The following is a 25,242-nucleotide window of genomic DNA, read 5'->3' on the forward strand; positions in this document are numbered from 1 at the left end:
CGCCGCCATGGGGTTGCCGGCCGGGTCGCTGTGGTACCAGGTGGTGGTGGCGCCTTCGATGTTGGCCAGTTTGCTGCGGCCGTGGTAGATGAAGTCTTTGATCGCGCCGGTGGTGAGGTTGATCTCGTGATACAGCAGGCCGTTGGCGCCGATGAATTCCAGATAGGCTAAATTTGGCAGCTTTGTCTGTTAATTCATCTTTTATTTCAATTTTATCGGCAACAACCGCGAGGTTAACCTCATTGATATAGCTGATCATCGACGGCGACGAATTATTGGCGAGCTCAACACAACAGTTTCGCTCGTTAAATCATTCAATCTTCTGCATTACAAAAAGCAGAAACTGTTTTTTCATTTTCAAACCAGATTTGAATTCCAAAACTGAAATATTCATATGGGGTTTGCAATCTTTCCTCACTAACCCACAGGCTCTCTCCTATCTCATCTGGCTGACCCAACAAGGAAATTAACTCATCTTCCGCCAATCCAATCAATGGCTTCCCAAACAAAAAGCACTCTGTAAAGCAAGCTATGCAGACCACAACCCCATCTTCAATGTAGCACTCTGGCATGTCTTTTTTTTGTATATAATTTCCACTTTGTTATATCGTCATAGGCCTCAAAATCTTCTGAATATCCTAGGGAAACCAGAAAATCAACATCACAAAAAAAAGGAATTCCGCCGATATTTTTCTTTGGGTAAATATTAGTCATCGCCATTTTCCTTTCATTCAGTGGGTTTCTCCTTTTTCATTTTTCTCAGCCGTTTTTGAAGTATTTCTGATTTTCCTATTTGTTTGAAACCTTTCTGTTCTCGTTGTTGCCTTTTTCAAATTTTCTTCGAACTTTTCAATATCCCGCTGTGCTTTGCCAAGGGCATTTTTATCCCCATGCTTATCGCTCTTGCCAGTTTCTTTGCCCTTGGGAGTCTTATCCTCGTCATCAAAGCCTTCCAATCCACCGGGTCCATCGCCATGAACCGGCCCAAGGTCGGGTCATACCACCTTGCTCCGTAATAGCTCAGCCCGATCTTGTCCTCAAACGGTTTGCCGGTGAACCACTGGGTGTGCTTCTTGTGATCGCACCATGATCTGGCAGCCAGTTCCTTTGCTACCCTGTTCTAGTCATGATCCTTAGATCACCGCCCGGAATGCGACAACTACCTATATGGATTAATTCCAATAAAAGTTAATAATTTCGCCACCATCCAACGCCAGAAATAATGCGTAACATACCCCATTGAGCCAAACAACATACACAAGAGAAATTTGAAATAATTCCAAACCCCTCCGGCTGCAACACTTTCTTCACTAACTCCAAGAAAAAACATTGAAATTTTAAAAAAAACGACAAGGGAAATACTGCAAAATGCAATACTGACCACCAAAACAAATTGACTATATTTTTCTTTTTCCCATTTCATTTTTTATCTCCCGGCGATTGCTGACTATTAATCACAGTTGCTGTTGTCTGCGTCGCCGTAACTCCTGTGCTGTAAGCAGATCCGGCGGGAATTTCACTAGCCGCCCTAGTTGCATCTTCCGTTACTTTACTCGGAATACCACTAAGTCTCTGCGTCTTTCCGGCCAGTCGATCTGCAATAGCAGTTGGCAAAGTTTGGCCTGGGTAATTCTTTGCAGGTGTCAGCGCGCTACCTTTGCCCGGAATGCTGAGCAGCGGAATACCCAACCGCACCCCGCCAGTGAAGACGTCGATGTCTTCGGCCAGTTGCTGCGCACCGCCGCGTCGCTGGCTGGCGTGGTCTTCGCTGTAGTAGTCCTGGGCGGTGACGGCGATGCCGCCGCCCACTGCGTCGGTGGGAGCGGCGTGGAGAAGGGCAGGCAGCAAAATGGCCGTGCACAGCACGGCCACGAAACGATGGGCGAGGGAGGACGACATGGCGGGGAACGCTTTTTATTGGTATGAGGAGGTGCCGCTTATCTGTGCGCGGCGATGCAGATGTTTACACCTCCTCCTCTAAATATCAAACCGTCTCCCACCCTTTGCTTACAGAGCATTTTGATCGCTGGATCAGTCTCACCCCACCCATGTTTTAAGGGTCATCTTTTGGTATCACTGCCTTGCGGGAAGGTTGGGCTGCCGTGGATGGGAAACGGCGCCAGCGGGCTCGCCCTCTTGCGTGCGTTGTTTGAAAGAAAATGGAAAGAATAAAACCGACTTGATTTGATCCGGATCAAGAGGGGCAGGGGGCTGCATAAGCCCAGAAGGGGACCAAGCGGCTCCGGATTCCCCTAAACCTTCAACAATCCCTGCTCGATCAATTCATCCAGCAAATACGAGAAGTCGTTGGCCGCGCCGCTTTCCGGGGCAAAGTTGAAGAGGTCTTCGCCGCTGTATGCCGCGCGGGCCAGTTCCGGTTCTTCGCGGATGGCGGTACGCAGCAGTTCGTCGCCGTAACGTTGTTTGAGCTGGGCAAGCACCTGTTCCGATGTGTCCTGACCGGGAAGGTAACGGTTGATCAGGTAGCGGCGCGGGACGCGGCCGCGAAAGCGGTTGAGGCCGGCCAGGGTGCGGTCCAGCAGTTGGGCGCCGTGCAGGGCGAGGTAGTCGGCGGCAACGGGAACCAGCACCAGGTCGGCGGCGAACAGGGCGGAGAAGGCCAGCGGCCCCAGTGCCGGGCTGCAATCGATCAGGATCGGCATGCCGCTGCCGGCGAGCATTTCGGCTTCCAGGCCCAGTTTCAGGCGCCAGATGTGATCGCGATGGCGGATCACCTGGGCATCCACTTTGGATAATTCCAGCCCCGATGGGACAAAGTGCACGCCGCCCGGCAGGGGCCGGGCGAGGTCGGCGAGTGGCGTCAGGCCCTGGTAGAAGCGCAGCACCGAATCGCCCGGCGTCACTTTCTGGCGCCACATCGCGGTCAGGTGGGCCTGTGGGTCGAGGTCGATCACCAGCGGTTCGATGCCGTTGCGCGCCAGCGTTGCGGCGAGATGCGCCGTGACCGTCGTCTTGCCGACGCCGCCTTTCTGATTGAACACCGCAATGACCGTCATGGGGGCTTCGCACTCCGCCTGGGATGTTGCCGGGCCGCCCGGCTGAACTGCGTATTCTGCCATCGCGAGCGATGTTTGCGGGGTTGGGGCGGGCGGGATCGTGGTCGTGGATGGCGGGCCGCGCATGAATAACGGCGCATGGTTGTCATGCGCGCTGGCCGCTAGCGCCATCTGCGCGGCACGGTTCTTGTTCCATGGTGTGATCGCGCTGTCCGCGAGGACCCCCCCCGTGAAACGATCCAGTCCGACCGTGCTGCCGTGCGGTGCGGGCATCGATCAGGCAAGCCCGGTTCAATGGGTGGCGCCACTGGCCGGGCGCGTTGCGCCGCTGACTGGTGGCGTACCCGTGCTCGCTGTGCCACTGGCGGGGGTGGTCGTGGTACGTGGCGCTGTGCCGCTGGCTGGCGCGGTGACGGTGCCGGATGCGGCGCCGCTGCCCGACGCTGTCGTGGTGCTGCCGCTGGCGGCGGTTGTGCCGCTGCTGCTGCCGGTAGTGGTGCCGGTGCGCTGGCCGGGGATCGGCAACGGCGTGCTGGCCGGGGCCATGCGGCTGGCGGCGTCGATGGCGCCGGAGATCGAGCTTTGCCGCTGTTGTTCGGCGGTATGCTGTGCCGCCAGCCGCGCCTGGCGTTCCGCACTGGCACTGGTTGCCGAACTGGTCTCTGCCACGGGGTTGAGCGAGGCATTGCGGATACGGTCGGCCTGCGCGTCGGCCGCCATGCGGTTCAGTGGCAGGTAGTCGGTACGGAAATTCAATTCCACCGACGAATTGAGTTCCACGTCGGTGTTGATTTCCTCGGTATTCTGCGTGCGCTGCGTGGAAACATAGCTGATGGTGTTTTCCACCTCGGCGCTCGCGCCCCATGCGCCGATGCCGAATGATCCACCGGCGCGCACACGGTTCTGCATGCCGAACTGGCTGCCCTGGTCGCTGTTGGCCGCGCTGCGGGTGTCGATGTGAAAGCGCATCGCCGCGTTGATCTTGCCGCTGTCGATCACGATGCGCTGCATGCCCATCTGTACCATCGTCGCCAGCATCTGCTGCCGTTGCCGTGCGATATGTCGCCGGGCCAGCGGTACCAGTTGCTCCGGGTTGCCCGCATCCACGCTTTCGGTCGGCTCCATGCCCAGCACCGCGCGGATATCCTCAGCCGACGGCATGCGCGCGCCGGAGCGCAGGCGGAGCTGGATTTCCTCGGCGGCGCGCACATCGTCCGGGTCGGGCGTTTCGCCGGGTTCCAGTTCGGGCTCGTCGTATTCGATGCTTTCGGGAAAATGCTCTGCCACCCAGCGTCGCACCGCCACCAGCGGGTACTGCGTGCGCTCGAACCCTTCGGCCGATGCCGAGACGTTGTTCAGCAACTGGACGTACATCTGCATCTGTTGCGAGGTGGAATCGAGCATGGCGCGGAATACGCCGTTCACCAGATCGGTGACGAAGCGCGGAAACGAGATCGCGCCCAGCACGTTGCGCGTGGTGTCGGCAATGCGGTCGGTGGCGGTGCCGAAGGGTGGGGCGTCCATGGCGCGCGCCACCGGGCGCTGCGCGGCTGGGTCCGATGGCGCGGCCAGTGCCTGGGCTTGCGCGCTGGCGGTTTCGATCTGCGCCTGGGCTTCGTTTTCCTCGGTGAGCAGGTCGGCCGCCATGGCGGAAACTCGCACCATCGACTGCGCCAGCGCGCGGCGGTGCTCCGGTGACAGTTCGGCATATCCCGGCGAGCGTTCCAGTACTTCGCGTACCGCGCCGCGCAGCCAGTCCGGTGGCGGCGATGCGGTCGGCGCGGCGGGTGGGCTGGCCAGGAAAGGCCGGACGGCGACGACGTTCATGCCGCGCCGGCCAGCGCGGGAGCGGGGCGGGTGCCCGGCGATGTACCCAGGCTTTCCTGGGTCATCAGCCAGCGCTGCGCGGCGGCGAACAGCCGCGCCGAATCGTCGTTGCCCGCGTTGAGCGATGCCTGACCGGCATCCGCCCGTGCCACCCACGTCAGCAGGGTGACGCCGGCGTTGGCCAGTTCGACATGCTGGCGTACCTGGTATTCGGTGCGTTCGCCGTTGGCGGCCAGCAGCCCCCACATGCTGCGTACCGAAAACGCCGCCAGTAGCCGGGGATCGCGCAGGAACGCCACGGCATCGCGCACGGCGGCCAGGATATCCTCCGCTGCGAACGCCACCATGCCACCGGAGCGTTGGAACAGCAGTTCGCGCACGCCACGCAGCGCCAGGTCCAGTGTCACTTCCTCGCGCGCGTCGCGCGTGCCGGCGTTGTCCGCCAGCGCCAGCATGGCGCCGCACAGGCGTTCCAGCGCGCGGTCGAACACGCCCGGTTCGAACACCTGCTGCAACATGGCCGTGCGCTCGGTGCCCGACAGCCGTTCGCGTCGCTGACGCCAGAAGCGCGTGATGAGTTCGCCGGTGGGGCCCAACGGTTGGGTGATGGCGCCGCTGGCGAATAGCCCCGCCACCTGGTCCGCCATCGGCAACAACCCCGCCTGCTCCAGCTCGCGCGCCAGGTAGAGCGGGCCGAGCGGCACCAGTTGCGACAGGTCGTCCGTGGTCGGCGCTGCGTCGGGCAGGTCGATATCGCCCAGGTCGGCCAGCGCCAGCGCCACGGCCTGCCGATGCGTATCCAGCGCCCATTCGGCTTCGGCCAGGGCGAGCGCCAGTACCAGGGAGGGGTCTTGCGCGGTCATGGTAAGCGCCCGTCACAGGTCCAGGTGTTGATCGGCAGTCATGGATGCCACGCCTTCGCGAGCCAACACGCCCTCGCCACAATGCCCTCGGCGCTGCCGTGCGCCCCAGCCCGGTGGCCTGCTGCGCTGTAATCGACCGCAAACTGCTGCGCACGCATCACGGCATCCCACGAGCAATGCGAGGCTCCCGCGCGGCGGCGAGGGCGGGGGGATCGAACAAGGTGCGCCAATGCCGGCACATTGCTTCTGCTGAGCGTCCGGCCTGGCCGGGCGCCTGGCGGTTTGCGATCGACAACCGACAGATGCGCTTTCATGGTGCTGCGCTAGCCCGCTGCCGGCGCCGGTGCCGGGGTGCGCGCCTGCGGCACCACGTTGGGGTCGGCCGGTGTGGCGTTGCCCTGGATCGAGGCGATCATCTGCGGCGATGCCAGCTTTTCCATCGGGAAGTAATCGCTCTTGAAGTTCACCTTCACTTCGCCGGTGAGTTGCGCCTTCATCGTTGCCTTCGATTCGGAGGTTTCGTCCACCGACGACGACACTGTGGTCATGTGCTTCTGCTCGTTGGTGTTGTCGGTGGCGGCGCCCCAGCCCCAGCCGCCGGCTGCGGCGCGGGTACGGTTGCGGTTGGCGCTGGATTGCTTGTCGTACAACGATGCCTTGGCGTCGCGCTGGGCGGTGTCGGAGCTGCGGAAATCGAACACCACCTTGGCGTTGATCGCGCCATCGGTGACCACGATGCGGTTGATGCCCAGGATGACCATGGAGGCCAGCAGTTGCTGGCGGCTGCGCGCCATCTGCAAGCGGGCCGACTGCACCAGCCGGCCCTCCTGTTCGGGGTCCGAGAGGTCGGTGATCGGTTTCGCCAGGCTCATTTCCTGGTTCAGCCGGGCCAGGATGCCTTCTTCGTTGTCGCCCTGCACCGCGAGCGACGGGCCGCCGGTTTCCTCGGCGTTGCTGTCATCCAGCCCCAGCTCGCCGGGGAATTTGTCCACCAGCCAGTCGCGGGCGTTGTTCAGCGAGATGTTGTCCTGCGCGAACTGATCCACCGTCTGCGCCACCGATTTGAGCATTTCGGCGTAGGCGTTCATCTGCTGGATCGACGCATCGACGATGGCCTGGAATACGTTCTGGATCAGTCCGCCGACGAACTTGGGGAAATCCACCGAGCCGACGAACTTGCTGAACTGCTCGCCGCCTTCGCGCATGGCACCGGCGGTGAAGTCCTTGCCGGCGAAGGTCCCCACTTTGTCCGAGGCTTTTTTCTTGGCGTCGTCCACCGCGTCCTGCGCGCGGGACAACACGCCTTTGCCGGGGGTGAGTTCTTCCTTGGCCAGCCCCTGCGGGTTACTCATGTAGGCCGCTACGCGCACCATGTTGCGGGCGATGTCGCGTTGCTGTTCCGCGGGCAGGGCGCGAAAGCCGGGCGATTGCTGCAACAACTGGCGTACGTGCGGGCGCACCGCGCCCAGTGTGTCGTCATCCAGCCACGCGGGGTCGCCGGCCAGTGGCCGGGCGGTGGGCGGAGGGTAGGTGGTCGCGCTCATGGGGCACCTGTCAGGTCGTCGGCGTGGCGGGGGCCGGGGCGGGCGTACCTGCCGGTGCGGGCCGGCTGGCCATGGTCTTGACCATGCCCGGCTGCGCGTTCATCTGGATGGCGGCGATCGATTCGGGGTTGGCCAGCTTTTCCAGCGGCAGGTAGTCGCTCTTGAAGTTCACTTCCACCACGCCGGCCAGTTGCGCCTTGGTGGTCAGGCTGGCGTCCTGGCTGGTCTGGCTGACGGTGGAGAGCTTGAGCACTGGCTGCGCCGAACTCTTGTACTTGCCTTTGGAGTAGTAGCTGGCGTCGCGCTGGTCGTCCTGCCAGCCGTTATCCTTGCTGCTGGAACGGGTGCGGCTACCGCCCTGGTAGTCGGTTTCGGATTCGCCTTCGCTGCTGTAGACGTACTGGTCGCCGTAATCGAAGCTCTGCGCGGTCTTGCGGAACTGCATGTTGTCGCGCGCCTGGAAGTCGTACATCACTTTGGCGGAAATCTTGCCGTCGGTGACCACGATGCGGTTGATGCCCAGCATGATGGTGGTGGCCAGCAATTGCTGGCGGCTGCTGGCAAGCTGGCTGCGTGCGGCGGGCACCAGCAGTGCCTCCACCAGTTCGTCGTCCAGCCGCGTGGCCGGCTGATCCAGCGGCAGCGACTGGTTGATGCGCGCCAGCGCCTGTTTTTCATCCACGCCTTCGCGGATGGTGACGCGCGGGCCGGGCGGTGGCGCGGGCTGGCCGTCGTCGCTGCCGAAGCCACCGAAATCGCCGCCGAAGCCGCCGCTGTCCATGCTGATCTGGAATACGTCGGGGAACTGCTCCACCAGGTGGTCGCGGCCCTGGTTGGCCGTGGTGTTCTCGTCGCGGAACTGGTTCAGGCTCTTGGAGACATCGGCCACCAGCTTGGCATAGGCTTCCATCTGTTCGATCGAACTGCCGACGATGGAGTGGAACACCCCGTTGATCAGCCCCGATACGAATTCGGGAAAATTGACCGCGCTGAGCAATGCGCCCGCCGCCGCCGCGCCTTCGCGCGCGCCCTGGGCGACGAAGGTGCCGTCGGCCTGGGTGTTGTTGCCGGCGCTGGCAACCTGCCGGCCCGAGCGCGCAATGCCTTGCTCGGCCAGCGCGCGCACTGCCGGTGCCTGCTGTGACGGGTTGATGCGTTCGCCGCCCGGCTCGACCAACTGGGTGCCGATCTGCACCAGGTCGTTGGCCAACTGACGGCGCTTGTCGCCATCCAGCGCGCTGAATGCCTCGCTGCGCTCCAGCAACGCACGCACAGCCTGGCGCGTGGCATCGATGTTTTCCCGACTGGTCGGCATGGCGTGCTCCTTGGTTTTTTCTGCTGGGAAGAGGGAAGGGAGAAGGGGAAAGATGAAAAGCAGAGTCAAAGCCGGTGATGGCGTTGTGCCTTGACTCTTCCTCTTTCCCTTTCTCTCTTCCCGCGTCGGGCAAGCCCGGCGCTTCACCCAAACGCGCGCGATTCTTCGATGGTGTCGCGCATTTCGAATTCGATCGGCCGTACGTACAGGCTGATCCGCGCCGGAAAGCGCGCGCTGACGCGTACGCTCAGCACCGAAAAATGGCCTTGCTCGTTGGCATCGTCCACGCCGAACGCGGTCAGCCAGCGATCCAGCGCGGCGACCTGGCGCGGGCGTTCGGCCAGCCCCAGGCGTAGCAGGTCGAGGAAGCGGCTGGGCAGGTCGGGCAGCGAAGCCAGCAGGATTTCCAGCTTCAGTTCCACGCCGTCGCTGGTTTCGCGCAGGCCCAGCAGCACCCCGCCATTGGGCAATTCGAAGCGTCCGCCGAGCGCTACGCCCACCACGCGCATCAGGCTGGGCAATTGGTGGCCGATGCCGAGGCGGTTCATCAGCGGCCCCAGCGACGACACCACCAGCGGGCCGCGATGCATGAAGGTGACGCGCTGGCTGCCGATGTCGCGCTTGCAGCCAATGGAGGTGAAGATCGGCAGCAGCGTCGGCATCTCGCTCATCAGCATCCGCGTCAGCCGCGCCAGGTTGGGTGACAGCGCTTCGATCTGGCTGGGCATCAGCTCGTAGTAGATCTTGGTGGCGTAGAGGCCGTCCTCGTCGAATGCGCTGCCGAACCACGCACCGTAGGACATCCAGCCCAGGCCGTTCATGCCGCGCCATTCCTCGCTGCGGCTGTCGAACCAGCGCAGCGCATCCTTGCCGAAGCAGGGCGAGATCAGCCGCCGCATCTCGCGCGTGGCTTCGTCGCGGCGCGCTACCGGCGACGCATTGGGGCCGAGCGGTTCGATGGTGAAGCGCAGTGTGTCCGGCTCGGTTTCGGAGAATGAGGGTTCGTAGGGTACGGCGCCGGGCGTCAGTGCGTTGTCGGCATAGGACAGATCGTCCTCCGGCAGGCTGAAGGTGCGGTCGAGCAGGCCATCCACGTAGGGCAACGGGCTGCGCACGCCCAGCGCGTGCGAGGCGTGCGCCAGCGAATGCTTCACATAATCGGCCATGGGGCGTTTGCCGTTCGGCATGGCGGTTCTCCTGATGTGTCTAAAACCGGCGGGGCTTTGAACCTCAGAATCTGTGGACACAGAGTGCACAGAGGCCACAGAGAACGGCAAAAACGGGGAGTGACCGCTTTTCGCTTGGGCTCTCTGTTTTTCTCTGTGTTCTCCGTGTACTCAGTGCGCTCTGTGTCTACAGAACTGGGTTTTACATCCCGTGGTTACATCCCCGGCAACGAAATACCCACGCTGTCGAGCACGTCGCGCGCTACGCGCGGCATTTCGATCGGCTTGCTGGTGATGACCGGCGATTCGATCGGTTGCGAGTACTGTTCGATGCTCTGGTCCTGCACGCCGCCGACGGCCAGCCATTGTTCGCAGGCGTTGACCAGATCCCAGTCGGACGGCGATACCAGCGGGCGGTCGCTGCTCAGGGCGCGCAACTGCGGGTTGGTCAGGGCATCGATCGAGATCACGTCCATGCCGTAGCGGCCTTGCAGCCGCTGCTGGTTCTGCGCCAGCCAGCGCACGATGATGGCGCCGGAGTTCGCCTGCACGCGGTAGCGATAAGTGTTGCGCGTGCCACCCAGGTAGTTGGCGTTTACCTGATCCACCACCTGCCACATGTCGCGTGCGCCGAAGGCGCCGCGCACTTCGGGATCGGACAGGATGTCGCGGAACTCCAGGATGCTCTGTTGCAGGTCGGTGGCGGCGAAGTAGGCGATGCCGTAGCCGTGCAGCGACAGGTTGGCCGCCAGGTCGCGCGCCGATTTGCGTACCTGTTCCTGCGACACGGCCATCGGTACGTTCTGCCGCAGCAGTTTTTCCACCGAAATCTGCCGGGCGAAGTTGGACACCGCCGAGACAAAGCGCAGCCACAGTTCGTTGAACTCGCGGTTGGGCATGCTGCCGTTGGGGTCGCCCCCCGGCGCGCCGAAGGCCCGCATGTACAGGTCGCGACGCTCGGCTTCGGTGATGCGTTCGCCCGCTGTCTTGTAGTAGCGGAACAGGTAGTCGCCGGCTTTGCCGCGCCCCAGTGGCAGCAGGCCCTGGCGGAACAGATCGACGATGCGCTCGACCACCTGGAACAGCCGCGCTTCCTCCAGCATGTAGCTGAAGTAGATGGCCTGGACCGCGTGCAGGTTCTCCTGGACGATTTCCACGTCCGAGGCATCGTCCAGGTCGGGCAGGCAGATTTCCAGCGACGAGGCCGGGCCACCGGCCAGTACGCCAGTCAGCGAATCGAAGGCGGCGTCGATGCGGCTGGACAGCCACGGATCGGCAGCGCTGACGCGATCGGCCGCCAGCTTGCGCACGATGCCGGCCACGCTGCGCGTGGACAGCGCCGCCACGACGGTGTCGCGGCCGGGCAGTACGCCTTCGCCATCCTTGATCTCACCGCTGTACGGATCGCGCCGGCGGCTGATCAGCTTGTTTGGCGTGATGCAGCCGACGATTGCGTCATCCACCAGCCCTTGCTGAATCTGGCTGCGCACCGATACCAGATGCTGGCCGGACAACGCGCTGAATACGGCGGTGAACAGCTCGCGGTGTTCGCGGTATTCGCCTTGCGCCTGTGTCACCTTGGCGCGGAATCCGGGGCGGTCGGGTTCGGTGTAGTTGTCGAGCAGCAACAGCCCGCACACAGCGGCGGCTTCGCGCTCGCGGCCGTCCAGCCCGGCGCCATCGCCCGGCACGCCGCGCTGCGACCCCAGAATGCCGTGCGCGTGCAGCAGCTCGCTCAATGTGTCGCTACTGCGTTGCAGCAGCGTTGCCACTACTTCGCGGTAGAACGGGTCCATTACTTCGTCGAGGTCGAGCTTGCGGCGGTACTGGTCGTATTCCAGGCGCTGCTTGGCGGTGAGGCCGCCGCTCTTGTCCTTGGTCTCGTCGATGGTCTTGTAGCGCTGCACGATCTCGGCGACCGTGGCGCGGCGGCGCAATTCGCGTTCGCTCAGGTCCACCAGCAGGATGCGGTTCATCTTGTTGTCTCCATACGGGTACATGCCGTCTTTCTTGATCGTGTCGTAGCCAATCTCTTCGGCTGCTTCGGCCGTTTCGACCGTGGCGGGCGCCGCGGGCTTGCGTGGCGCGGGTCGTTTGCGCGTGCCGCCCACCACCTTGGTTTTCGTGACGAGGAGTTTTTCCGGCGCGGCCTCGCTGGCCTTGCTGTCCTCGGGTTTGCCGGCAGGGGCCGGCGCCTTGTCGTCATTCGCCATGGGCTGAGCTCCTTGTCTGGTTGCCACCGGCATGAGGGTGTGTAGCTGGTTTGCCGCGACTTCGTGGTGCGTCGCGCGGCGAGCGGCGTCGTCGCGCGGTCATGGTTCGTCCTCCAGCAGGCTGTCCAGCCGCGCATCCAGCGCCTGAAGCGCGGCCAGTGCGTCCAGCACGCCAGCGCCGGCGCCTTCCACGCCCGCGCTGGCGAAGGGCCTGGCTGAGGCCACCAGCACTTCGCGCGCCAGTTCGGGCGTCAGCGGCATGGCGCGGCGCTGGGCGTACGACGCCAGCAGCGCGCATACGGCCGATACGAAGGGTGCGGCGAAGCTGGTGCCGGTGGCGCGCTGGTAGCCGCTCAGGCCGGCGGTCCAGATGTCGCGGCCCGGCGCCGACAGCGCCACGTGCGCGCCGCGCGTGCTGAAACCGCAGGGCTTGAGCGATTGATCCACCGCGCCGACGGCGATCACGCCGGGATGCGCGGCGGGGAAGTAGCGTTCTTCCTTGCCGGAGTTGCCGCTGGCGGCCACCAGCAGCACGCCGCGCGCCAGTGCGTAGCGCACCACTTCCTGGTGCGGTGGCGTATCGTCCGCGCGCAGCGCGGATTCCGGCGTGCCGAAGCTCATGTTGATCACCTTCACGCCCAGGTCGATCAGCCGCTTCATGCCGGCGTCGATGTTGGATAGCGCGCCGATGCCCACGCGTTTGTCGTTCTGCAACGCGGCACCCAGTACCCGCACGGGTGTGAGGCCGCACTGGCCGGCGCCGCCGGGCGGCAGCGACAGTCCGCCCGCGTGCAGGATGCCGGCGCAGCCGGTGCCGTGGCCAACCTCGTCGTCCGGCTCTTCGTCGCTGGCGGTGTTGTCGCCGACCAGGGTCAGGCCGGCGGCGATGGTGGCGTCCAGGTCCACGGTGTCGAAGCCGCGCCGCAACGGGTTCAGGTCCTGGTGGCTGGCCATCACGCCGGTGTCGGCCAGGCCCACCAGCACCGCGGGATCGCCCGGTTCGAAGCCCAGCGCTTCGGGCAGGCGGATCAGTTCGCGCGGTTGCCAGGCCGCGGTTTCGTCCGGCTGGCCGGGCGTCGCCACGCCGTCGAACGGCGTGCCGCTCAGGCGATCCGGCCGCACCTGTTCCACGGTGGCCACCTGCGCCAGCGCCTGCAACAGTGCCGGCATGTGGCTGTCGTCCTGCACCAGCACGCGCAATACCCGCGCCACGCCGGTGAGTTGTTCGATGTCGTCGTAGCGGCGGGCGCCCGCCACGCCGGGGCGCTGGTCGTGCCGGGTGCGTGCGTTGTGCAGCCGGGTGCAGCGCAATGCGCCGCCGTGGTGGCGCAGCAGGCGGTCGATGGGGCCGCCGTCGATGCGGTCGGCGGGCGCCACGCCGTAGCGGCGGCAGGCCAGCAGGCTGGGCAGGTGCTCGGGTGCTTCGCCCAGGCGCAGTGTCAGCAGCAGGCGGCGCGGTACGCGAATCATGAGCGCCTCCCGTCGTCGCGCATCCGGCCGACGCTGCCGGCGGCCAGTGCCACGTGCCCGACCTCGCCGTCGCCGAAATCGATTTCGGCCTCGCAGCCCAGTTGCATCGCCAGCGGCGCCAGCACCATGCGGCCGTCGCTGGCCTCCACCACCGGCACCGCTTCGCCGGCGGCGCGCACCAGCGGCAGGCGGCCGGTGCGCAGCAGCGGGCTGGTGAGGTGGACGCGGTTGCTGGCGCTCACGACGCCACCGTTGCCGGCCTCGGTGCGGCTTTCCACGTCGGTGACGCGCGGCGCGGCGGCGCTCAGCAGCGCCTGTTGCAGCCGGTTCACCGGCAGCCGCGCCAGCCGTGCTATCACGTCGGTGCCGGCGGTCTTGCGCAGTTCGGTGAGCTGCTGCACGTTGCGCACGCCGATGCGTTCCAGCCGGCGCTGCATGTCTTCGCTTTCCTTGCTGTCGCCCAGCGCTTCGCGCAGCGAGAACTTGGGGTCCTCGGGCTGGAAGTCGATGGCGTTCTCTTCGATCATCGGCTTGGTGATGGTGGTCAGCGCCAGCTTGATGGTGCTGGCTTCGGCGTCGCCGGGGCCGGCGGGGCGCACGAAGACGTCGTCGTCCACCATCTGGATGAAGGCGCGCAGATCCAGCGAGACCTCCTTCACCGCGAAGGTGAGTGGCAGTTTGCCGACCCGCGCCTTGAGCGCCATCGCGGCCTGCGCCTTGTCGAGCTGTTCGGTCAGCGCCTGGATGAACATGTCGAATGGAACGCCGCTGTCCTGCACCAGCGGTGGGATGCCGGGATTCATGGCAGTTCCTCCGTCGGCATTTCATTCCAGACCACCTGCAGGCGGGACGGCGACATCTGCCAGCCGCTGTCGGCGTAGTTGCGCAAGACGTCGGCCAGCAGTACGCAGCCGCCGTCACGGAAGATGGCGCGCACGTCCATCGGCAGCGTCATCTCTGCCTGCGTCAGCCGCATGCCCAGCCGCCAGCGCGCGCTGGCGCCGGTGACGCCTTCCTGCAATTCGACCAGTACGTCGGAGAGATCGCGCAGCATCAGCGACCTCCCGCATCAGGCACCGGCGCGGCGGGCGCGGCCGGGGGTTGTGGCGCAGCCGGCAGCGGTGGCGCATTCAGGCTTTGCATGCCGGGCAGGTTGCGCTGTACCAGCGCCATCTTGGCCGCGTCGGCCAGCTTGTCCAGCGGCAACGTCTCGCTGACGAAGTTGAGCTTCACCTCGCCGAACAGGTCGGCGCGCAGGTTGGTATCGTTCTGTGCGTTGACGCCCAGCGTGGACACCATGGTGTTGCCGCCGGAATAGGTGTTGCTGCCGCGCTGTCCCCAGCCGGTGGATTGCTGCGCGGGATCGCTGCCGGCGGCGTAGTTCACCTTGGCGCTGTCCTGCGCGGTGGCGCGGAACATCACCTTGGCGGTGATCGAGCCATCGCGCACGGCGATGCGGTTGATGCCCAGCGTGACCATCGCCGCCAGCAATTGCTGGCGCTCGGCGCCCACGGCCAGCCGCACCCGTGGCAGTACGCGCTTTTCCAGCAGCTCGGTGGTCATTTCCTCGCCGGCCACGCCGTAGTCGGCCAGCCATTGCGGGCTCAGCCCCTCGGCGCGCGGCACCAGTTGTGGCGTCGGTTGTTCGGCGGTGGGCAGCGAGATCGCCACTTCGCCGGCATAGCGCTGCGCCAGCCAGTCGCGCGCCTGGTTGGGGGTGATGTTCTCTTCGGTGAACTGGTCCACCGTCTTGGCCACCGCCGACACCAGGCTGGAATAGCTTTCCATCTGCCGGATCGCGGCATCGACGATGGCGTCGAAGGTGCCGTTGACCAGTTGCGAGACGAATCCGGGAAAGTCGATTTCATTGACCAGCGCGCCAGTGCGCGATGCCAGCGTTTCGGTGGCGGGCGGCTTGGCCGGTGGCGCGGCCGGGTCGGCGGCCGGCGCCGGATCGGCCAGCGCCCGCGCCGGCAGGCGTTCGCTGTAGCCGATCAGGGGCGGCGGGGCGGGGGGACGGTTGGTCATGGTCGTATCCGGTCAGAGGGATGACGGGAACCATCGACAAAACCCGGCGAAGCGATGCTGGCAAGGCGTGCGAGGCGCGGCCAGCGGGGTTTTGTCGAGGGCTCCTAGAACATGCCCGTCTGCTCCCAGCGGAACTGCACGTTGCGCGTGCCGTTGCCGTACAGCCGCACGTCCACGATGGCGATCTGGTCCTGCACCAGGACGTGCGTGAAGCGGTACTCGAAGCGGATGCGCAATGCCGCGAAGGTGGGGTTGTCGCGCGGGTAGACGATGTTGTCGTCCATGATCTTGGCCTTCACCACCAGCCCCCAGCCGATGGCGTCGTTGGTCGAGATATTGCTGATCAGTACGTTGCCCACCGATTTGCCGGTGTATTGCCAGTTGATCTCGAAGCCGGCGTAGATATCGTCGATATACGAATCGCTGACGCGTGGCCAATCCTCCAGCCGGATCACCTCACCGTCGCGCGTGGCGGGCGCGGGGTCGGGTGCGCGGTCGTTCGGGTGCTTCATCCCGCGCAACTGGTCCAGTTCCCACGTGATGTCGCCGACGTTGTTGGCGACACGCTCCATGGTGGCGCCGGCAATGGCGGACGCGATCTCCACCGCCACGCCCGGCCCGGTCAGCGCGTGCGAGCGGCCGGAGTACGACAGCGCTTCGCCCATCGGCGGCGGCGCCGGTGCGCGGCTGAAGCGCGGGGCCTGCGAGGTGTCGCCGCTGGCCGAGTCGGCGGTTTCCAGCGAGAACGGCGCGGCGGTGACGGGACGTGCGTGCGACGGAATCGACGCCGCATGCAGCAACTGGTACTGCAATTGGCCACCGCTGTTGCCGGTGCGGCCTTCGTACAGCGCCAGGAAGTCGGCGTAGCTGACCTTGATGCGGCCCGGCGTGCCGTACCAGGGGTCGTGCAGGTACATGAAGGTATCGCTGCCGTCCTCGGCGCCGTCGCTGGTCATGCCGACCAGTACCCGTACGTGACCGCCGCCGTCGGTGTCCCAGGTCATGTCCACGTAGACGGGGCCATGGTTTTCCAGCAGGCGGCGCCATTCGCCGATGGGGTAGGACGCGGGCGGCTCGGCCACCAGGTTCCAGGCATCGGCCAGTTGCTGGCGCTGGCTGGGCCACAGCCCGTTGCGGTAGGCATTCAGCACCGGCACCATGCCGGCGATTTCCTGGTCGGTGACGCGGCGGTTGTCGCGCCAGCCGACGATCATCGCCGCGCTGGCGGCCCAGCACGAGCCGTCGCTGGTCTGCGGGTAGTACGGCGTGGTGTCCCAGTGCACCGAGAACGATTCGCCGGACAGGCCGCGCGCCAGGCCCAGCGGGCGCGAAACGCCCAGCGACAGTGGGATGCCCAGCGGCACGTCGCTGGCGATCAGGTGGCCGACATAGCCCAGTTGTGTGCCGAACAGATCGACGATATCGCTGGGGCGGCTGTCGGTGGGGCGGGCGCCCGGCAACGGGATGCCGGCGTCCTGGAAGGCGTCGTACACCAGCTCGGAGCAGTAGGCGGCGCCAGCCTGGCCGACTTCCAGTCCCAGCACCCGCGCCAGCGCGTCGATCAACGCCGCGCCGCCAGGGTTGAGGATGCGATAGCCGGTGAATGCCACGCCGGCATAGTTATACGGGTTGCCGACGCGGCCGCGCGCATAGGCCACCATGGCGGCCGCCTTGCCGCTGTCCACGCGCGGATCGCGATATGCCACGGCCAGCAGCGCGCCGTTGATGGCGGTGGCCAGCGTGGTTTCGCGCACGCCTTCGCCAACGGCTTCGATCACCTTGCCGCCACCTACGTAGAGCATGGCGTGGCTGATCGCCGACAGCGTGCCGGCGCGGATGCCGTACGAGACGATGTGGCGCGCGGTGGAGACAATGACGTCGCCCGGTTGCAGCGCATCCAGGCCGATGGAACGGCCGCCGTCGCCCGGATCGAGCGGAATCGCCAGCGCGCGTGCCGCGAGCGCGAACGAGGTGGCGCGGCCTTCGATCCAGTCGATCTTGCGCGGCGTGATGAAGCAGCCCCGGTTCAGCCCCTGCGCCGCCGGTTCGCCGGTGACGTGCACCGCGCATACCAGGGCGCGTAGCGTGCCACCGTCGTTGGCGATGTGATACACCGGCGAGCCACTGGCGCCTTTCAGCGTGAGGATCGGGTATTCGATCACCTCCGGCCCGCTCTGGCTGGCGGCATAGCCGCCGTGCAGGTGCTGCATGTCGCCGTCGATGGCCTGTGTCAGCGCGGGCACCGCCACCGATTGCAGCGAGTAGCCGCAGACCACGATGGGCAGTTGGTCGGAGGGCGTGGCGTTGAGGAACTCGAACCATTGGTCGTTCGGCGCCGCCAGCGGCACGTTGTCGATCACCGCCAGATCGTTGGCCCAGTTGCCGCTGCCGGTGTAGCCCGGCGCCACGCGCCACGACGACGATTGTACCGTGGTTTCGCCGAATGGCTTGCCGCCCGCGCCGTTGCGCCCCGGGATGATGGTGACCCGGGTCTTGCCGTGCAGGTTGTGTGCGCAGGTGAGGATGCGGTTGCGCCCGATGTAGAAGCCGGTGCCCTGGTAGACGCTACCGTTGGGCGCTGTCATCAGTAACTGGCAGATTGCTGAGTGCGGAAAGAGGGTGGTGTTGGGCACGCCGGCGAACCACTGTTCGCGCTCCGCGCTGAAAGCGTCGTTCTGGCAGGTGAGGGCGCTGGATGGATCTGCCGGGTCGTAGAACGGCGTGAGGATCTCCTGCGCGCGCACCAGCGCCGCACGGCGTTGCGGCGGCGCGTAGCCCTGTGCCAGCGCCAGGCCCGAGGCGTAGCTGCCCTGCAACGACAGGAACACCTGGATCGGTTCCACGCCCAGGCCCAGGCCCAGGCCGAAGGTCACGCCCTGGAATTGCAGCGAGGTATTGAACAGCGCCTGCGCGCTGACCGATACGCCGGCATCCACTTCGGCCGCGACGGCCCAGCTGATGCCGCCGAAGGAATCGATGCCGCCGCCGACGATGGTGATCTGGAGTTCGACCGAGGCGCTGTCGATCCAGCCGCCCCGGATGTCGAACTGGCCGTAGTAGCCGATCTGGTCGCCCGGCGCGAAAATCAGGCCGGCGCCGATGCCGCCGCCGATGAGAAAGCCGACGCTGGCCGACGGCCCGATGCCGATGCTGACGTTGAAGCGGTTGGCCACCGCGCGCAGCGCCAGGATGGTGCCGGCCAGGCCGGGGTTGAGCACGCCGAGCACGCCCAGCGCGATGGCGGCCTCGGTACTGCCGAGCGTACCAGTGGCGGGAAAGCGCGCTTCGCGGCGGTTGGTATCCAGTGCCACCACCGGGTAGGCACGCAGGCTTTGCGCCGTGGCGGGTGCGGCGCCGTTGCCCGGCGCGGTGGCGGAAGGTGCGGCCGGTGCCGGTGCGGGGGCCGGAAAGCTGCCGAAGCCGTCGTCATAGGGTGCGGCACCGTTGCCGCTGCCGTTGGTGGTCGGCGCCGGCACGGTGGCGCCGTTGCCAGGGCGGGCTTCCGCGCCGGCGGGACGGGCATCGCCGCCCCATTCCAGGCTGGGATCGTGACCGTTGGTGGCGCCATACGCCGACGGCGCGGCCGGCGACACCAGCCGCCGCAGGCCGCGCCCGGACAAACCGGCGATGTTGACGTACATATTGCCGCCGCTGGGCGCCTGTACCGTGATCGGCGAGCCGCCGCTGCCTTCGGCATAGGTGGCCAGGCCGAAATAGAGCCGCGGCTGGCCGACGAAATTGGACAGCACGTCCGGCGGCACCAGGTAGACCGCTTCGCCCCGTCGCGCCCGGATCACCCCACCCGCGCCCCGGCTGGAATAGAAATTGGCCCGGGTGCGCTGGCCGCGCCGCTCGGGCTTGAACAGTTCGGGATCGGTGGCGATGCCCACTTCGAACAGCGGGCTCTCGGTCCGGATCGTGAAACCCAGCACGCTGAATCGATCGTCGATCGACTCGCGATTGGCTCGAATGACTGGCATGCGTCCTCCTACCGGCTGCTGCCGATGTGTGGCGTAGGCGCTGGCCCGGGGGCGGGACCGGGGGGCGCCGTGTCGTCGGACGGCGGAGCCGTCGCTGCGTCGAACATCGCGGGGGAGATCTGCTCCCAGAACCGTTGGGAGGCATCGACCCCGATTTCCTGAAGCAAGGGCGCCATGAAGCGCTCCATGCTGGCCAGATCGCGGAAAAAGCCCTTCTTGCCCGACTGGACATGCTCGATGGAGCCACGCCATTCGCCGGGACCGGCCTCGTATTCGCCTCGCTCGCGCCAGACCCGCACGATGAACGAGGCGGTCTGGTCTTCCAGGAGCGACATGCACGGACTCCCCGCTGTTCGCCCTGGAGTGTCGGCCTGCCGGATCACGGGTGAATCACGGCGATATCACGGGGGGATCACAGGGTCGTAAGCCTGTGGGATGCCGCCGTGATGTCGGGCGGGAACGGGATGCGTGCACTTTGGCGCAAGCTAGTTGCCGCGCGGTCTGGCGAGGCGGCGGGGGTTGTCAGGCGGTGGGCGGCGGCGCCCGCTCGCAACGGTGTCGATCGGGCGTATGCTGGGGCCTGTAGTCACTACGGAGTTGGGCGATGGCGGAAACCTTTACCATCGGCACGCTGGGCAAGGCCGCGGGCGTCAATCTGGAAACCGTGCGTTATTACGAGCGCATCGGCCTGCTGCCTCCGGCGCCGCGCAGCGAAGGCGGCTATCGACGCTACGACGGCGTGGCCGTCAAACGCCTGCGTTTCATCCGGCGTGGGCGCGAGCTGGGTTTCGGCATCGACGAGATTCGCACGCTGCTGCAACTGGCCGATCATCCACAGCAGCCGTGCGATGCGGCGGATCATCTGGCGCAACAGCACCTGGCCGAGGTGGAGGCCAAGATCGCGGACCTGCTGGCAATGCGCGACGTGCTGGCACGGCTGGTGGGTTGCCACAGCACCAGCGCCGAGCACTGCCGGTTGCTGGAAACGCTGGAACAGCGCGACTGCTGCGTCGGGCGGGACTGAACGCGGCGCGGCGCGACGTCGGACCGGTTTGCTCCTTCATGCCAGGGCTCGATCCACCCCGCCGGGATGCGCCGCGCTTCGCGCAACCATCCAGCCCGCGATCCAACGCATCCCCGTTTGAAGGTCGATTCGCCCCAGGGCGTGTCATCCAATGTTTCGCGGCAGCGCTGGGCCGAAAAAGCACCAGGCACCAGGCGCATGACGCAGGCAATAACCGGTTATTGGCAAGGCGTGCAACGCAGTGGATGGTGTTTTTTCGGCCCAGCCCTGCGGGTTCGGTGCATTTCGGGCGCCGCGCGGCGTCGCTGGCCGCTTGCGGTATCCATACCGCCGCGCGTCCAGCTCCTGGCGCGGCATCCCGAACTGCACCGAACGCTGTCGTGAAACATTGGATGACACGCCCTAGAATACTGCTGGTTATCACTTGCGACTGTCCGGTCGCCCGGAGCCAGCCATGAACATGATCAAGACCCGCGCCGCCGTGGCCTGGGGGCCGAACCAGCCGTTGTCGGTGGAAGAAGTGGACCTGATGCCGCCGCAACGCGGCGAAGTGCTGGTGCGCATCGTGGCCAGCGGTGTCTGCCACACGGATGCCTATACCTTGTCCGGCAAGGATGCCGAAGGCGTTTTCCCCGCGATCCTGGGGCATGAGGGCGCCGGTGTGGTCGAGGCGCTGGGCGAGGGCGTCACCAGCGTGGCGGTGGGCGACCATGTGATCCCGCTGTATACGCCCGAATGCGGCGTGTGCAAGTTCTGCACGTCCGGCAAGACCAACCTGTGCCAGGCGATCCGCGCCACCCAGGGCCGGGGCCTGCTGCCGGACGGCACCACCCGTTTTTCCAGGAACGGCCAGCCCATCCATCACTACATGGGCACTTCGACATTCTCTGAATACACGGTGGTACCGGAAATCGCACTGGCGCGGATCGACAAGGCCGCGCCGCTGGAAGAAGTCTGTCTGCTGGGCTGTGGCGTCACCACCGGCATGGGCGCGGTGATGAATACCGCCAAGGTGCAGCCGGGCGATACCGTGGCGATCTTCGGCCTGGGCGGCATCGGGCTTTCCGCCGTGATCGGCGCCAGGATGGCCGGCGCCGGCCGCATCATCGGCATCGATATCAACCCGGACAAGTTTGCGCTGGCGCGGCAACTGGGCGCCACCGACACCATCGACCCGCGCGATTTCACCCAGCCGATCCAGGAGGTGATCGTGGCGCTGACCGATGGTGGCGTCGATTTTTCGTTCGAATGCATCGGCAATGTGAACGTGATGCGCTCGGCGCTGGAATGCTGCCACAAGGGGTGGGGCGAATCGGTGATCATCGGCGTGGCCGAATCCGGCGCGGAGATCAGTACCCGGCCGTTCCAACTGGTGACCGGGCGCGTCTGGCGCGGCTCGGCGTTTGGTGGCGTGCGCGGCCGCAGCGAACTGCCGGGGTATGTGGAGCGCTATCTCAAGGGCGAGTTCCACCTGGATGACTTCATCACGCACACCATGCCGCTGGAGGAGATCAACACCGCGTTCGAGCTGATGCATGCGGGCAAGTCGATCCGCTCGGTGATCCACTTTCGCGAGGGCTCCCGATGACGGCCGCGCTGGAGCGGATTTCCAGCCAGCGCGCATTCGGCGGCTGGCACCAGCGCTGGCGGCACGAATCCACTGCCACCCGCTGTGCGATGACATTCGGCCTCTACCTGCCGCCGCAGGTAGAGGATGGCGCCCGCGTGCCGGTGGTGTACTGGCTGTCGGGGCTGACCTGCACCGATGAGAACTTTGCGACCAAGGCCGGTGCGCAACGGGTGGCGGCCGAACTGGGCCTGGCACTGGTGCTGCCCGATACCAGCCCGCGCGGCGAGGGCGTGCCGGACGCGGAGCGCTATGACCTGGGCCAGGGGGCGTCCTTCTATGTCAACGCCACCCAGGCGCCCTGGGCCACGCACTTCCGGATGTACGACTACGTGGTGGACGAACTGCCCACGCTGGTCGAGGCGAACTTCCCGGTGAGCGATGCGCGCGCCATCGCCGGGCATTCGATGGGCGGGCACGGGGCGCTGATGGTGGCGTTGCGCAACCCGGAGCGCTATCGCAGCGCTTCGGCATTGGCGCCGGTCGTCAATCCGATGCAGGTGCCCTGGGGACGGGAGGCCTTTGCCCAGTATCTCGGCGCGGACGAAGCCGCCTGGCAGCGCTATGACAGTTGTGCCTTGCTGCGTGCGGCCACGGTGCCGGTGCCGATGCTGGTGGACCAGGGCGGGGCGGATGCCTTTCTCGACACCCAACTACAGCCCGATGCGTTGCGGCAGGCCGCTACCGAGCGCGATTGGCCGCTGACATTGCGCATGCAGCCAGACTACGACCACAGCTATTACTTCGTGGCCAGCTTCATCGAAGATCATCTGCGCTTTCACGCCCGGCATCTGCCGTAGCGGAGCGCCTGAGCGCAACCTCTTTCGGGGGGCAGGCCTTTCAGGCGACAGACGGCGGTGTGCAGATTCCCACTGACATCGGTTTTTTTCTCCAACCTTGGCGATTTCTTTCCTGGAAATGATTGAAATTCGCCTGTCATCTTCGCTGATTATTGCTTTGTCTATTCATGCCGATGTCGGAAGATATCGGGTTGAATTGATGGCAGCGCTTGCGCCAATTCGGTATTCGACTGAATCGGCAACGAATTGAAAATGGAAACACAGCCCGCTGGCATGCGATGAAAAAATGACTGCAAGGCAAGCAGGGCAAGGCTTGGCCTGCTGCGGTGACGCCGCTGCGCAAGCCCGGCATATTCTGTTTTCCTGACGCCAGGAAAACCGGTATTGCACCTGACAGCCGCCGCTGGGATCATCCCGGGCGACGTCAATCGGATTCCTCCTCATCTTCTTCGAGATATTTTTACCTGGAACAAACAAATCGCACCTGAGGGTAAAGCCCGCATAGTCATCCGTCCGATTGCCGGCTATCCTGACAGGAATACTTTGGTTGCCGTCCGAAAGCAGGGCCATTCTGGCGGCGGCGTTTGTTCGAGGCGCCAGCGCGGCGAATTGGCAGGGAGACTGGAAAATGACGTTAAGGCAGAAAGCATGGGGTTTGACCGGGGTGGTGCTGGTCTTCCTGCTGGGCATGATGCTGGTGGGGCTGTACGTATTGCGCGATGCCAGCGACAAGGACAACCGGGCCCGCATCAAGCAATTGATGAAGAGCACCTACAGCACCATCGTGCAACTGGAGAACATGGCCGCGTCCGGCAAGCTGCCGGAAGACGAGGCCAAGGCCATCGCCACGCAGATCCTGCGCGAAAACAAGTACCACGACTCCGAATACGTCTACGTCACCGATGAAAAACTGATCTTCGTCGCCGCACCGCTGGACCCCCAATTGCACGGCACCAGCTTCAATGATTTCAAGGATTCCAAGGGCAATAGCGTTGGCGCCATCGCCAAGGCCGCGCTGGACAAATCCGGCGGCGCGCTCACCGAGTACTGGTGGGATTCCGAGCGCGAAGGCAAGGTGGTGGACCTGCTGTCGGTGGCCGAACGCACTCCGCGCTGGAACTGGGTGGTCGGCAGCGGTATCAGCTTTGCCGAGGCCGATCAGCGCTTCTGGGCCAACGCCCGCTGGCAGGTAATCATCTGTGTGATATTCGCCGGCATCATCGGCACGGTCCTGGTGCTGGCGGTCCGTCGCCTGATGCTGAGCCTGGGTGGCGAGCCGGACGACGTGGTGCATCTGGTGACCAAGGTGGCCGATGGCAATCTTTCGGACGATGGCCGCGTTTCGAATGCGCCGCAGGGCAGCATCATGGGCGCGGTGGAGCGCATGCGGGGCTCGCTGCGCACAGTGCTGAGCGAAGTGCAGCGCGACGCGCAGCAACTGGAACAGCATGCCACGCTGATTGCATCGGCCAGCCAGCAGATTTCCGTCGCGTCGGATCGCCAGACCGATTCCACTGCCTCGATGGCGGCGGCGATGGAAGAACTGACGGTCAGCATCAACCATATCTCCGACAACACGGCCGATACCGAGGAATCGTCGCGCACTGCCACCGCGCTGGCGGCCGAGGGCGTGAGCCAGGTGAACCAGACGTCGTCCGCGATGGCGCACATTGCCGACAGCGTGGCGCGCGCCTCTGGCCAGATTCGCCAACTGGACGACAAGGCGAAGGAAATCTCCAGTATCGCGGCCGTCATCAGCGATATCGCCGGACAGACCAACCTGCTGGCGCTGAACGCGGCCATCGAGGCCGCGCGTGCCGGCGAGCAGGGCCGCGGTTTCGCGGTGGTGGCCGACGAGGTGCGCAAGCTGGCCGAGCGTACCGGCAGCGCCACCGTGGAAATCGAGCAGATGCTGGCTTCGGTGAAGGCCGAGACCGACTCGGTGGTGACCGTGATGAACGAGGCGCTGCCGCAGGTGGAAAACGGCGCGGAGATGGCCAAGCACGTGAGCGACTCGCTGCAACGCATCCATAGTGGCGCCGAGAGCACTTTGTCCCGCCTGCGCGAAATGGCCACGGCCACTCGCGAGCAGAGCCAGGCCAGCAATGCCATCGCCGGCCGCGTCGAGGACATTTCGCAGATGGTCGAAGAGACCACCCAGTCGATCCGCAGCGCAGCGCATACCGCTGGCGAGATCGAGCATGTGGCGCACAGCCTGAACCGCGTGGTGCAGCGTTTCCGGCTCTGATGCCCCGTTGCATGGCGCATCCGGCAGGCCCTTCCACTGGAAGGGCCTTTTTCATGTTCGCCCCCGATGACGGGTGGCCGACAACCGCGTGGACCATTGGGGCTTGGTGGGGCCGGGCGG

General features: G+C 65.2%; 23 protein-coding genes and 1 pseudogene. 4 read left to right on the top strand and 20 right to left on the bottom strand.

What is annotated here, in order from left to right; translation table 11 throughout:
• Positions 1-314: 314 nt before the first annotated feature.
• The 19 genes and pseudogenes from FAZ21_RS05335 to FAZ21_RS20175 form a co-directional block, all read right to left on the bottom strand.
• Entirely contained in the window at positions 315-572 is a 258-nt protein-coding gene (locus FAZ21_RS05335; RefSeq protein WP_136772250.1) for a hypothetical protein, read from the bottom strand.
• Positions 553-714, bottom strand: coding sequence for a hypothetical protein (locus FAZ21_RS20170; protein ID WP_169307262.1), 162 nt, complete (start codon positions 712-714; stop codon positions 553-555). Before FAZ21_RS20170 ends, FAZ21_RS05335 begins: the two co-directional genes overlap by 20 nt.
• 17 nt (positions 715-731) lie before the next feature.
• Positions 732-956, bottom strand: a complete 225-nt coding sequence (locus FAZ21_RS20760; protein ID WP_246038498.1) for a hypothetical protein — start codon at positions 954-956, stop codon at positions 732-734.
• 53 nt (positions 957-1,009) lie between these two features.
• Positions 1,010-1,102, bottom strand: a pseudogene (locus FAZ21_RS21240) (hypothetical protein); the annotation flags it as partial.
• Between the two features lie 57 nt (positions 1,103-1,159).
• Entirely contained in the window at positions 1,160-1,423 is a 264-nt protein-coding gene (locus tag FAZ21_RS05345; protein WP_136772251.1) for a hypothetical protein, read from the bottom strand.
• The gene (locus FAZ21_RS05350) at positions 1,420-1,899 is read right to left on the bottom strand and encodes a hypothetical protein (RefSeq protein ID WP_136772252.1); all 480 of its coding nucleotides are present in this window, start codon (positions 1,897-1,899) and stop codon (positions 1,420-1,422) included. The genes FAZ21_RS05345 and FAZ21_RS05350 overlap by 4 nt, the downstream gene beginning before the upstream one ends.
• 353 nt (positions 1,900-2,252) lie before the next feature.
• Complete coding sequence (locus FAZ21_RS05355; protein WP_169307263.1) at positions 2,253-3,017, bottom strand: ParA family protein; 765 nt, start codon at positions 3,015-3,017, stop codon at positions 2,253-2,255.
• Positions 3,018-3,308: 291 nt separating this feature from the next.
• On the bottom strand, positions 3,309-4,844 hold the full coding sequence (locus FAZ21_RS05360) for a hypothetical protein (RefSeq protein WP_136772254.1): 1,536 nt from the start codon (positions 4,842-4,844) through the stop codon (positions 3,309-3,311).
• A complete protein-coding gene (locus tag FAZ21_RS05365) occupies positions 4,841-5,707 on the bottom strand; it encodes a hypothetical protein (protein ID WP_136772255.1) in 867 nt (288 codons plus the stop codon). The genes FAZ21_RS05360 and FAZ21_RS05365 overlap by 4 nt, the downstream gene beginning before the upstream one ends.
• 323 nt (positions 5,708-6,030) lie before the next feature.
• A complete protein-coding gene (locus FAZ21_RS05370; protein ID WP_136772256.1) occupies positions 6,031-7,251 on the bottom strand; it encodes a hypothetical protein in 1,221 nt (406 codons plus the stop codon).
• 10 nt (positions 7,252-7,261) lie between these two features.
• Positions 7,262-8,566: a hypothetical protein gene (locus FAZ21_RS05375; RefSeq protein WP_136772257.1), complete on the bottom strand. Its 1,305-nt coding sequence runs from the start codon at positions 8,564-8,566 to the stop codon at positions 7,262-7,264.
• 143 nt (positions 8,567-8,709) lie between these two features.
• Positions 8,710-9,753, bottom strand: coding sequence for a hypothetical protein (locus FAZ21_RS05380; protein ID WP_136772258.1), 1,044 nt, complete (start codon positions 9,751-9,753; stop codon positions 8,710-8,712).
• A 194-nt stretch (positions 9,754-9,947) separates the two neighbouring features.
• Complete coding sequence (locus tag FAZ21_RS05385; RefSeq protein WP_136772259.1) at positions 9,948-11,945, bottom strand: hypothetical protein; 1,998 nt, start codon at positions 11,943-11,945, stop codon at positions 9,948-9,950.
• Positions 11,946-12,044: 99 nt separating this feature from the next.
• Entirely contained in the window at positions 12,045-13,415 is a 1,371-nt protein-coding gene (locus FAZ21_RS05390) for a S8 family peptidase (RefSeq protein ID WP_136772260.1), read from the bottom strand.
• Positions 13,412-14,218, bottom strand: coding sequence for a hypothetical protein (locus tag FAZ21_RS05395; protein WP_136772261.1), 807 nt, complete (start codon positions 14,216-14,218; stop codon positions 13,412-13,414). Before FAZ21_RS05395 ends, FAZ21_RS05390 begins: the two co-directional genes overlap by 4 nt.
• Complete coding sequence (locus FAZ21_RS05400; protein ID WP_136772262.1) at positions 14,215-14,469, bottom strand: hypothetical protein; 255 nt, start codon at positions 14,467-14,469, stop codon at positions 14,215-14,217. Before FAZ21_RS05400 ends, FAZ21_RS05395 begins: the two co-directional genes overlap by 4 nt.
• Positions 14,469-15,443 (bottom strand): hypothetical protein, encoded by a 975-nt coding sequence (locus FAZ21_RS05405; RefSeq protein ID WP_136772263.1) that lies wholly within the window; start codon positions 15,441-15,443, stop codon positions 14,469-14,471. Before FAZ21_RS05405 ends, FAZ21_RS05400 begins: the two co-directional genes overlap by 1 nt.
• 104 nt (positions 15,444-15,547) lie before the next feature.
• Positions 15,548-19,423, bottom strand: a complete 3,876-nt coding sequence (locus tag FAZ21_RS05410) for a papain-like cysteine protease family protein (protein ID WP_169307264.1) — start codon at positions 19,421-19,423, stop codon at positions 15,548-15,550.
• A gap of 8 nt (positions 19,424-19,431) precedes the next feature.
• Entirely contained in the window at positions 19,432-19,758 is a 327-nt protein-coding gene (locus FAZ21_RS20175) for a hypothetical protein (RefSeq protein ID WP_169307265.1), read from the bottom strand.
• A 269-nt stretch (positions 19,759-20,027) separates the two neighbouring features.
• On the opposite strand from FAZ21_RS20175, the gene FAZ21_RS05415 reads away from it, so the two are divergent.
• The 3 genes from FAZ21_RS05415 (at position 20,028) to fghA (ending at position 22,874) form a co-directional block, all read left to right on the top strand.
• Positions 20,028-20,447 carry a MerR family transcriptional regulator gene (locus FAZ21_RS05415; protein ID WP_136772265.1) on the top strand — a complete coding sequence of 140 codons (420 nt, stop codon included), beginning with the start codon at positions 20,028-20,030 and terminating at the stop codon, positions 20,445-20,447.
• Between the two features lie 460 nt (positions 20,448-20,907).
• Complete coding sequence (locus tag FAZ21_RS05420) at positions 20,908-22,035, top strand: S-(hydroxymethyl)glutathione dehydrogenase/class III alcohol dehydrogenase (RefSeq protein WP_373279528.1); 1,128 nt, start codon at positions 20,908-20,910, stop codon at positions 22,033-22,035.
• A gap of 8 nt (positions 22,036-22,043) precedes the next feature.
• Positions 22,044-22,874 (top strand): S-formylglutathione hydrolase, encoded by an 831-nt coding sequence (fghA, locus tag FAZ21_RS05425; RefSeq protein WP_444542045.1) that lies wholly within the window; start codon positions 22,044-22,046, stop codon positions 22,872-22,874.
• Positions 22,875-23,039: 165 nt separating this feature from the next.
• Here fghA and FAZ21_RS05430 read toward each other — a convergent pair whose 3' ends face one another.
• A complete protein-coding gene (locus FAZ21_RS05430; protein WP_136772268.1) occupies positions 23,040-23,444 on the bottom strand; it encodes a hypothetical protein in 405 nt (134 codons plus the stop codon).
• A 58-nt stretch (positions 23,445-23,502) separates the two neighbouring features.
• Between FAZ21_RS05430 and FAZ21_RS05435 the strand changes: the two genes are divergently transcribed.
• Positions 23,503-25,122: a methyl-accepting chemotaxis protein gene (locus FAZ21_RS05435; RefSeq protein ID WP_136772269.1), complete on the top strand. Its 1,620-nt coding sequence runs from the start codon at positions 23,503-23,505 to the stop codon at positions 25,120-25,122.
• Positions 25,123-25,242: the final 120 nt, after the last annotated feature.

The organism is Chitiniphilus eburneus, assembly GCF_005048205.1.
Lineage (GTDB): Bacteria > Pseudomonadota > Gammaproteobacteria > Burkholderiales > Chitinibacteraceae > Chitiniphilus > Chitiniphilus eburneus.

Bases quoted from the DNA above. Each gene is read 5' to 3' on its own strand.
- FAZ21_RS05385 (WP_136772259.1), bottom strand. From the start codon at position 11,945: ATGGCGAATGACGACAAGGCGCCGGCCCCTGCCGGCAAACCCGAGGAC.
- FAZ21_RS05420 (WP_373279528.1), top strand. From the start codon at position 20,908: ATGATCAAGACCCGCGCCGCCGTGGCCTGGGGGCCGAACCAGCCGTTG.
- FAZ21_RS05415 (WP_136772265.1), top strand. From the start codon at position 20,028: ATGGCGGAAACCTTTACCATCGGCACGCTGGGCAAGGCCGCGGGCGTC.
- FAZ21_RS20170 (WP_169307262.1), bottom strand. From the start codon at position 714: ATGACTAATATTTACCCAAAGAAAAATATCGGCGGAATTCCTTTTTTT.
- FAZ21_RS20175 (WP_169307265.1), bottom strand. From the start codon at position 19,758: ATGTCGCTCCTGGAAGACCAGACCGCCTCGTTCATCGTGCGGGTCTGG.
- FAZ21_RS05390 (WP_136772260.1), bottom strand. From the start codon at position 13,415: ATGATTCGCGTACCGCGCCGCCTGCTGCTGACACTGCGCCTGGGCGAA.
- FAZ21_RS05405 (WP_136772263.1), bottom strand. From the start codon at position 15,443: ATGACCAACCGTCCCCCCGCCCCGCCGCCCCTGATCGGCTACAGCGAA.
- FAZ21_RS05345 (WP_136772251.1), bottom strand. From the start codon at position 1,423: ATGAAATGGGAAAAAGAAAAATATAGTCAATTTGTTTTGGTGGTCAGT.
- FAZ21_RS05370 (WP_136772256.1), bottom strand. From the start codon at position 7,251: ATGAGCGCGACCACCTACCCTCCGCCCACCGCCCGGCCACTGGCCGGC.
- FAZ21_RS05355 (WP_169307263.1), bottom strand. From the start codon at position 3,017: ATGACGGTCATTGCGGTGTTCAATCAGAAAGGCGGCGTCGGCAAGACG.
- FAZ21_RS05365 (WP_136772255.1), bottom strand. From the start codon at position 5,707: ATGACCGCGCAAGACCCCTCCCTGGTACTGGCGCTCGCCCTGGCCGAA.
- FAZ21_RS05350 (WP_136772252.1), bottom strand. From the start codon at position 1,899: ATGTCGTCCTCCCTCGCCCATCGTTTCGTGGCCGTGCTGTGCACGGCC.
- FAZ21_RS05360 (WP_136772254.1), bottom strand. From the start codon at position 4,844: ATGAACGTCGTCGCCGTCCGGCCTTTCCTGGCCAGCCCACCCGCCGCG.
- FAZ21_RS05410 (WP_169307264.1), bottom strand. From the start codon at position 19,423: ATGCCAGTCATTCGAGCCAATCGCGAGTCGATCGACGATCGATTCAGC.
- FAZ21_RS05400 (WP_136772262.1), bottom strand. From the start codon at position 14,469: ATGCTGCGCGATCTCTCCGACGTACTGGTCGAATTGCAGGAAGGCGTC.
- FAZ21_RS05435 (WP_136772269.1), top strand. From the start codon at position 23,503: ATGACGTTAAGGCAGAAAGCATGGGGTTTGACCGGGGTGGTGCTGGTC.
- FAZ21_RS05375 (WP_136772257.1), bottom strand. From the start codon at position 8,566: ATGCCGACCAGTCGGGAAAACATCGATGCCACGCGCCAGGCTGTGCGT.
- FAZ21_RS05395 (WP_136772261.1), bottom strand. From the start codon at position 14,218: ATGAATCCCGGCATCCCACCGCTGGTGCAGGACAGCGGCGTTCCATTC.
- FAZ21_RS05430 (WP_136772268.1), bottom strand. From the start codon at position 23,444: ATGGCCCTGCTTTCGGACGGCAACCAAAGTATTCCTGTCAGGATAGCC.
- FAZ21_RS05335 (WP_136772250.1), bottom strand. From the start codon at position 572: ATGCCAGAGTGCTACATTGAAGATGGGGTTGTGGTCTGCATAGCTTGC.
- FAZ21_RS05380 (WP_136772258.1), bottom strand. From the start codon at position 9,753: ATGCCGAACGGCAAACGCCCCATGGCCGATTATGTGAAGCATTCGCTG.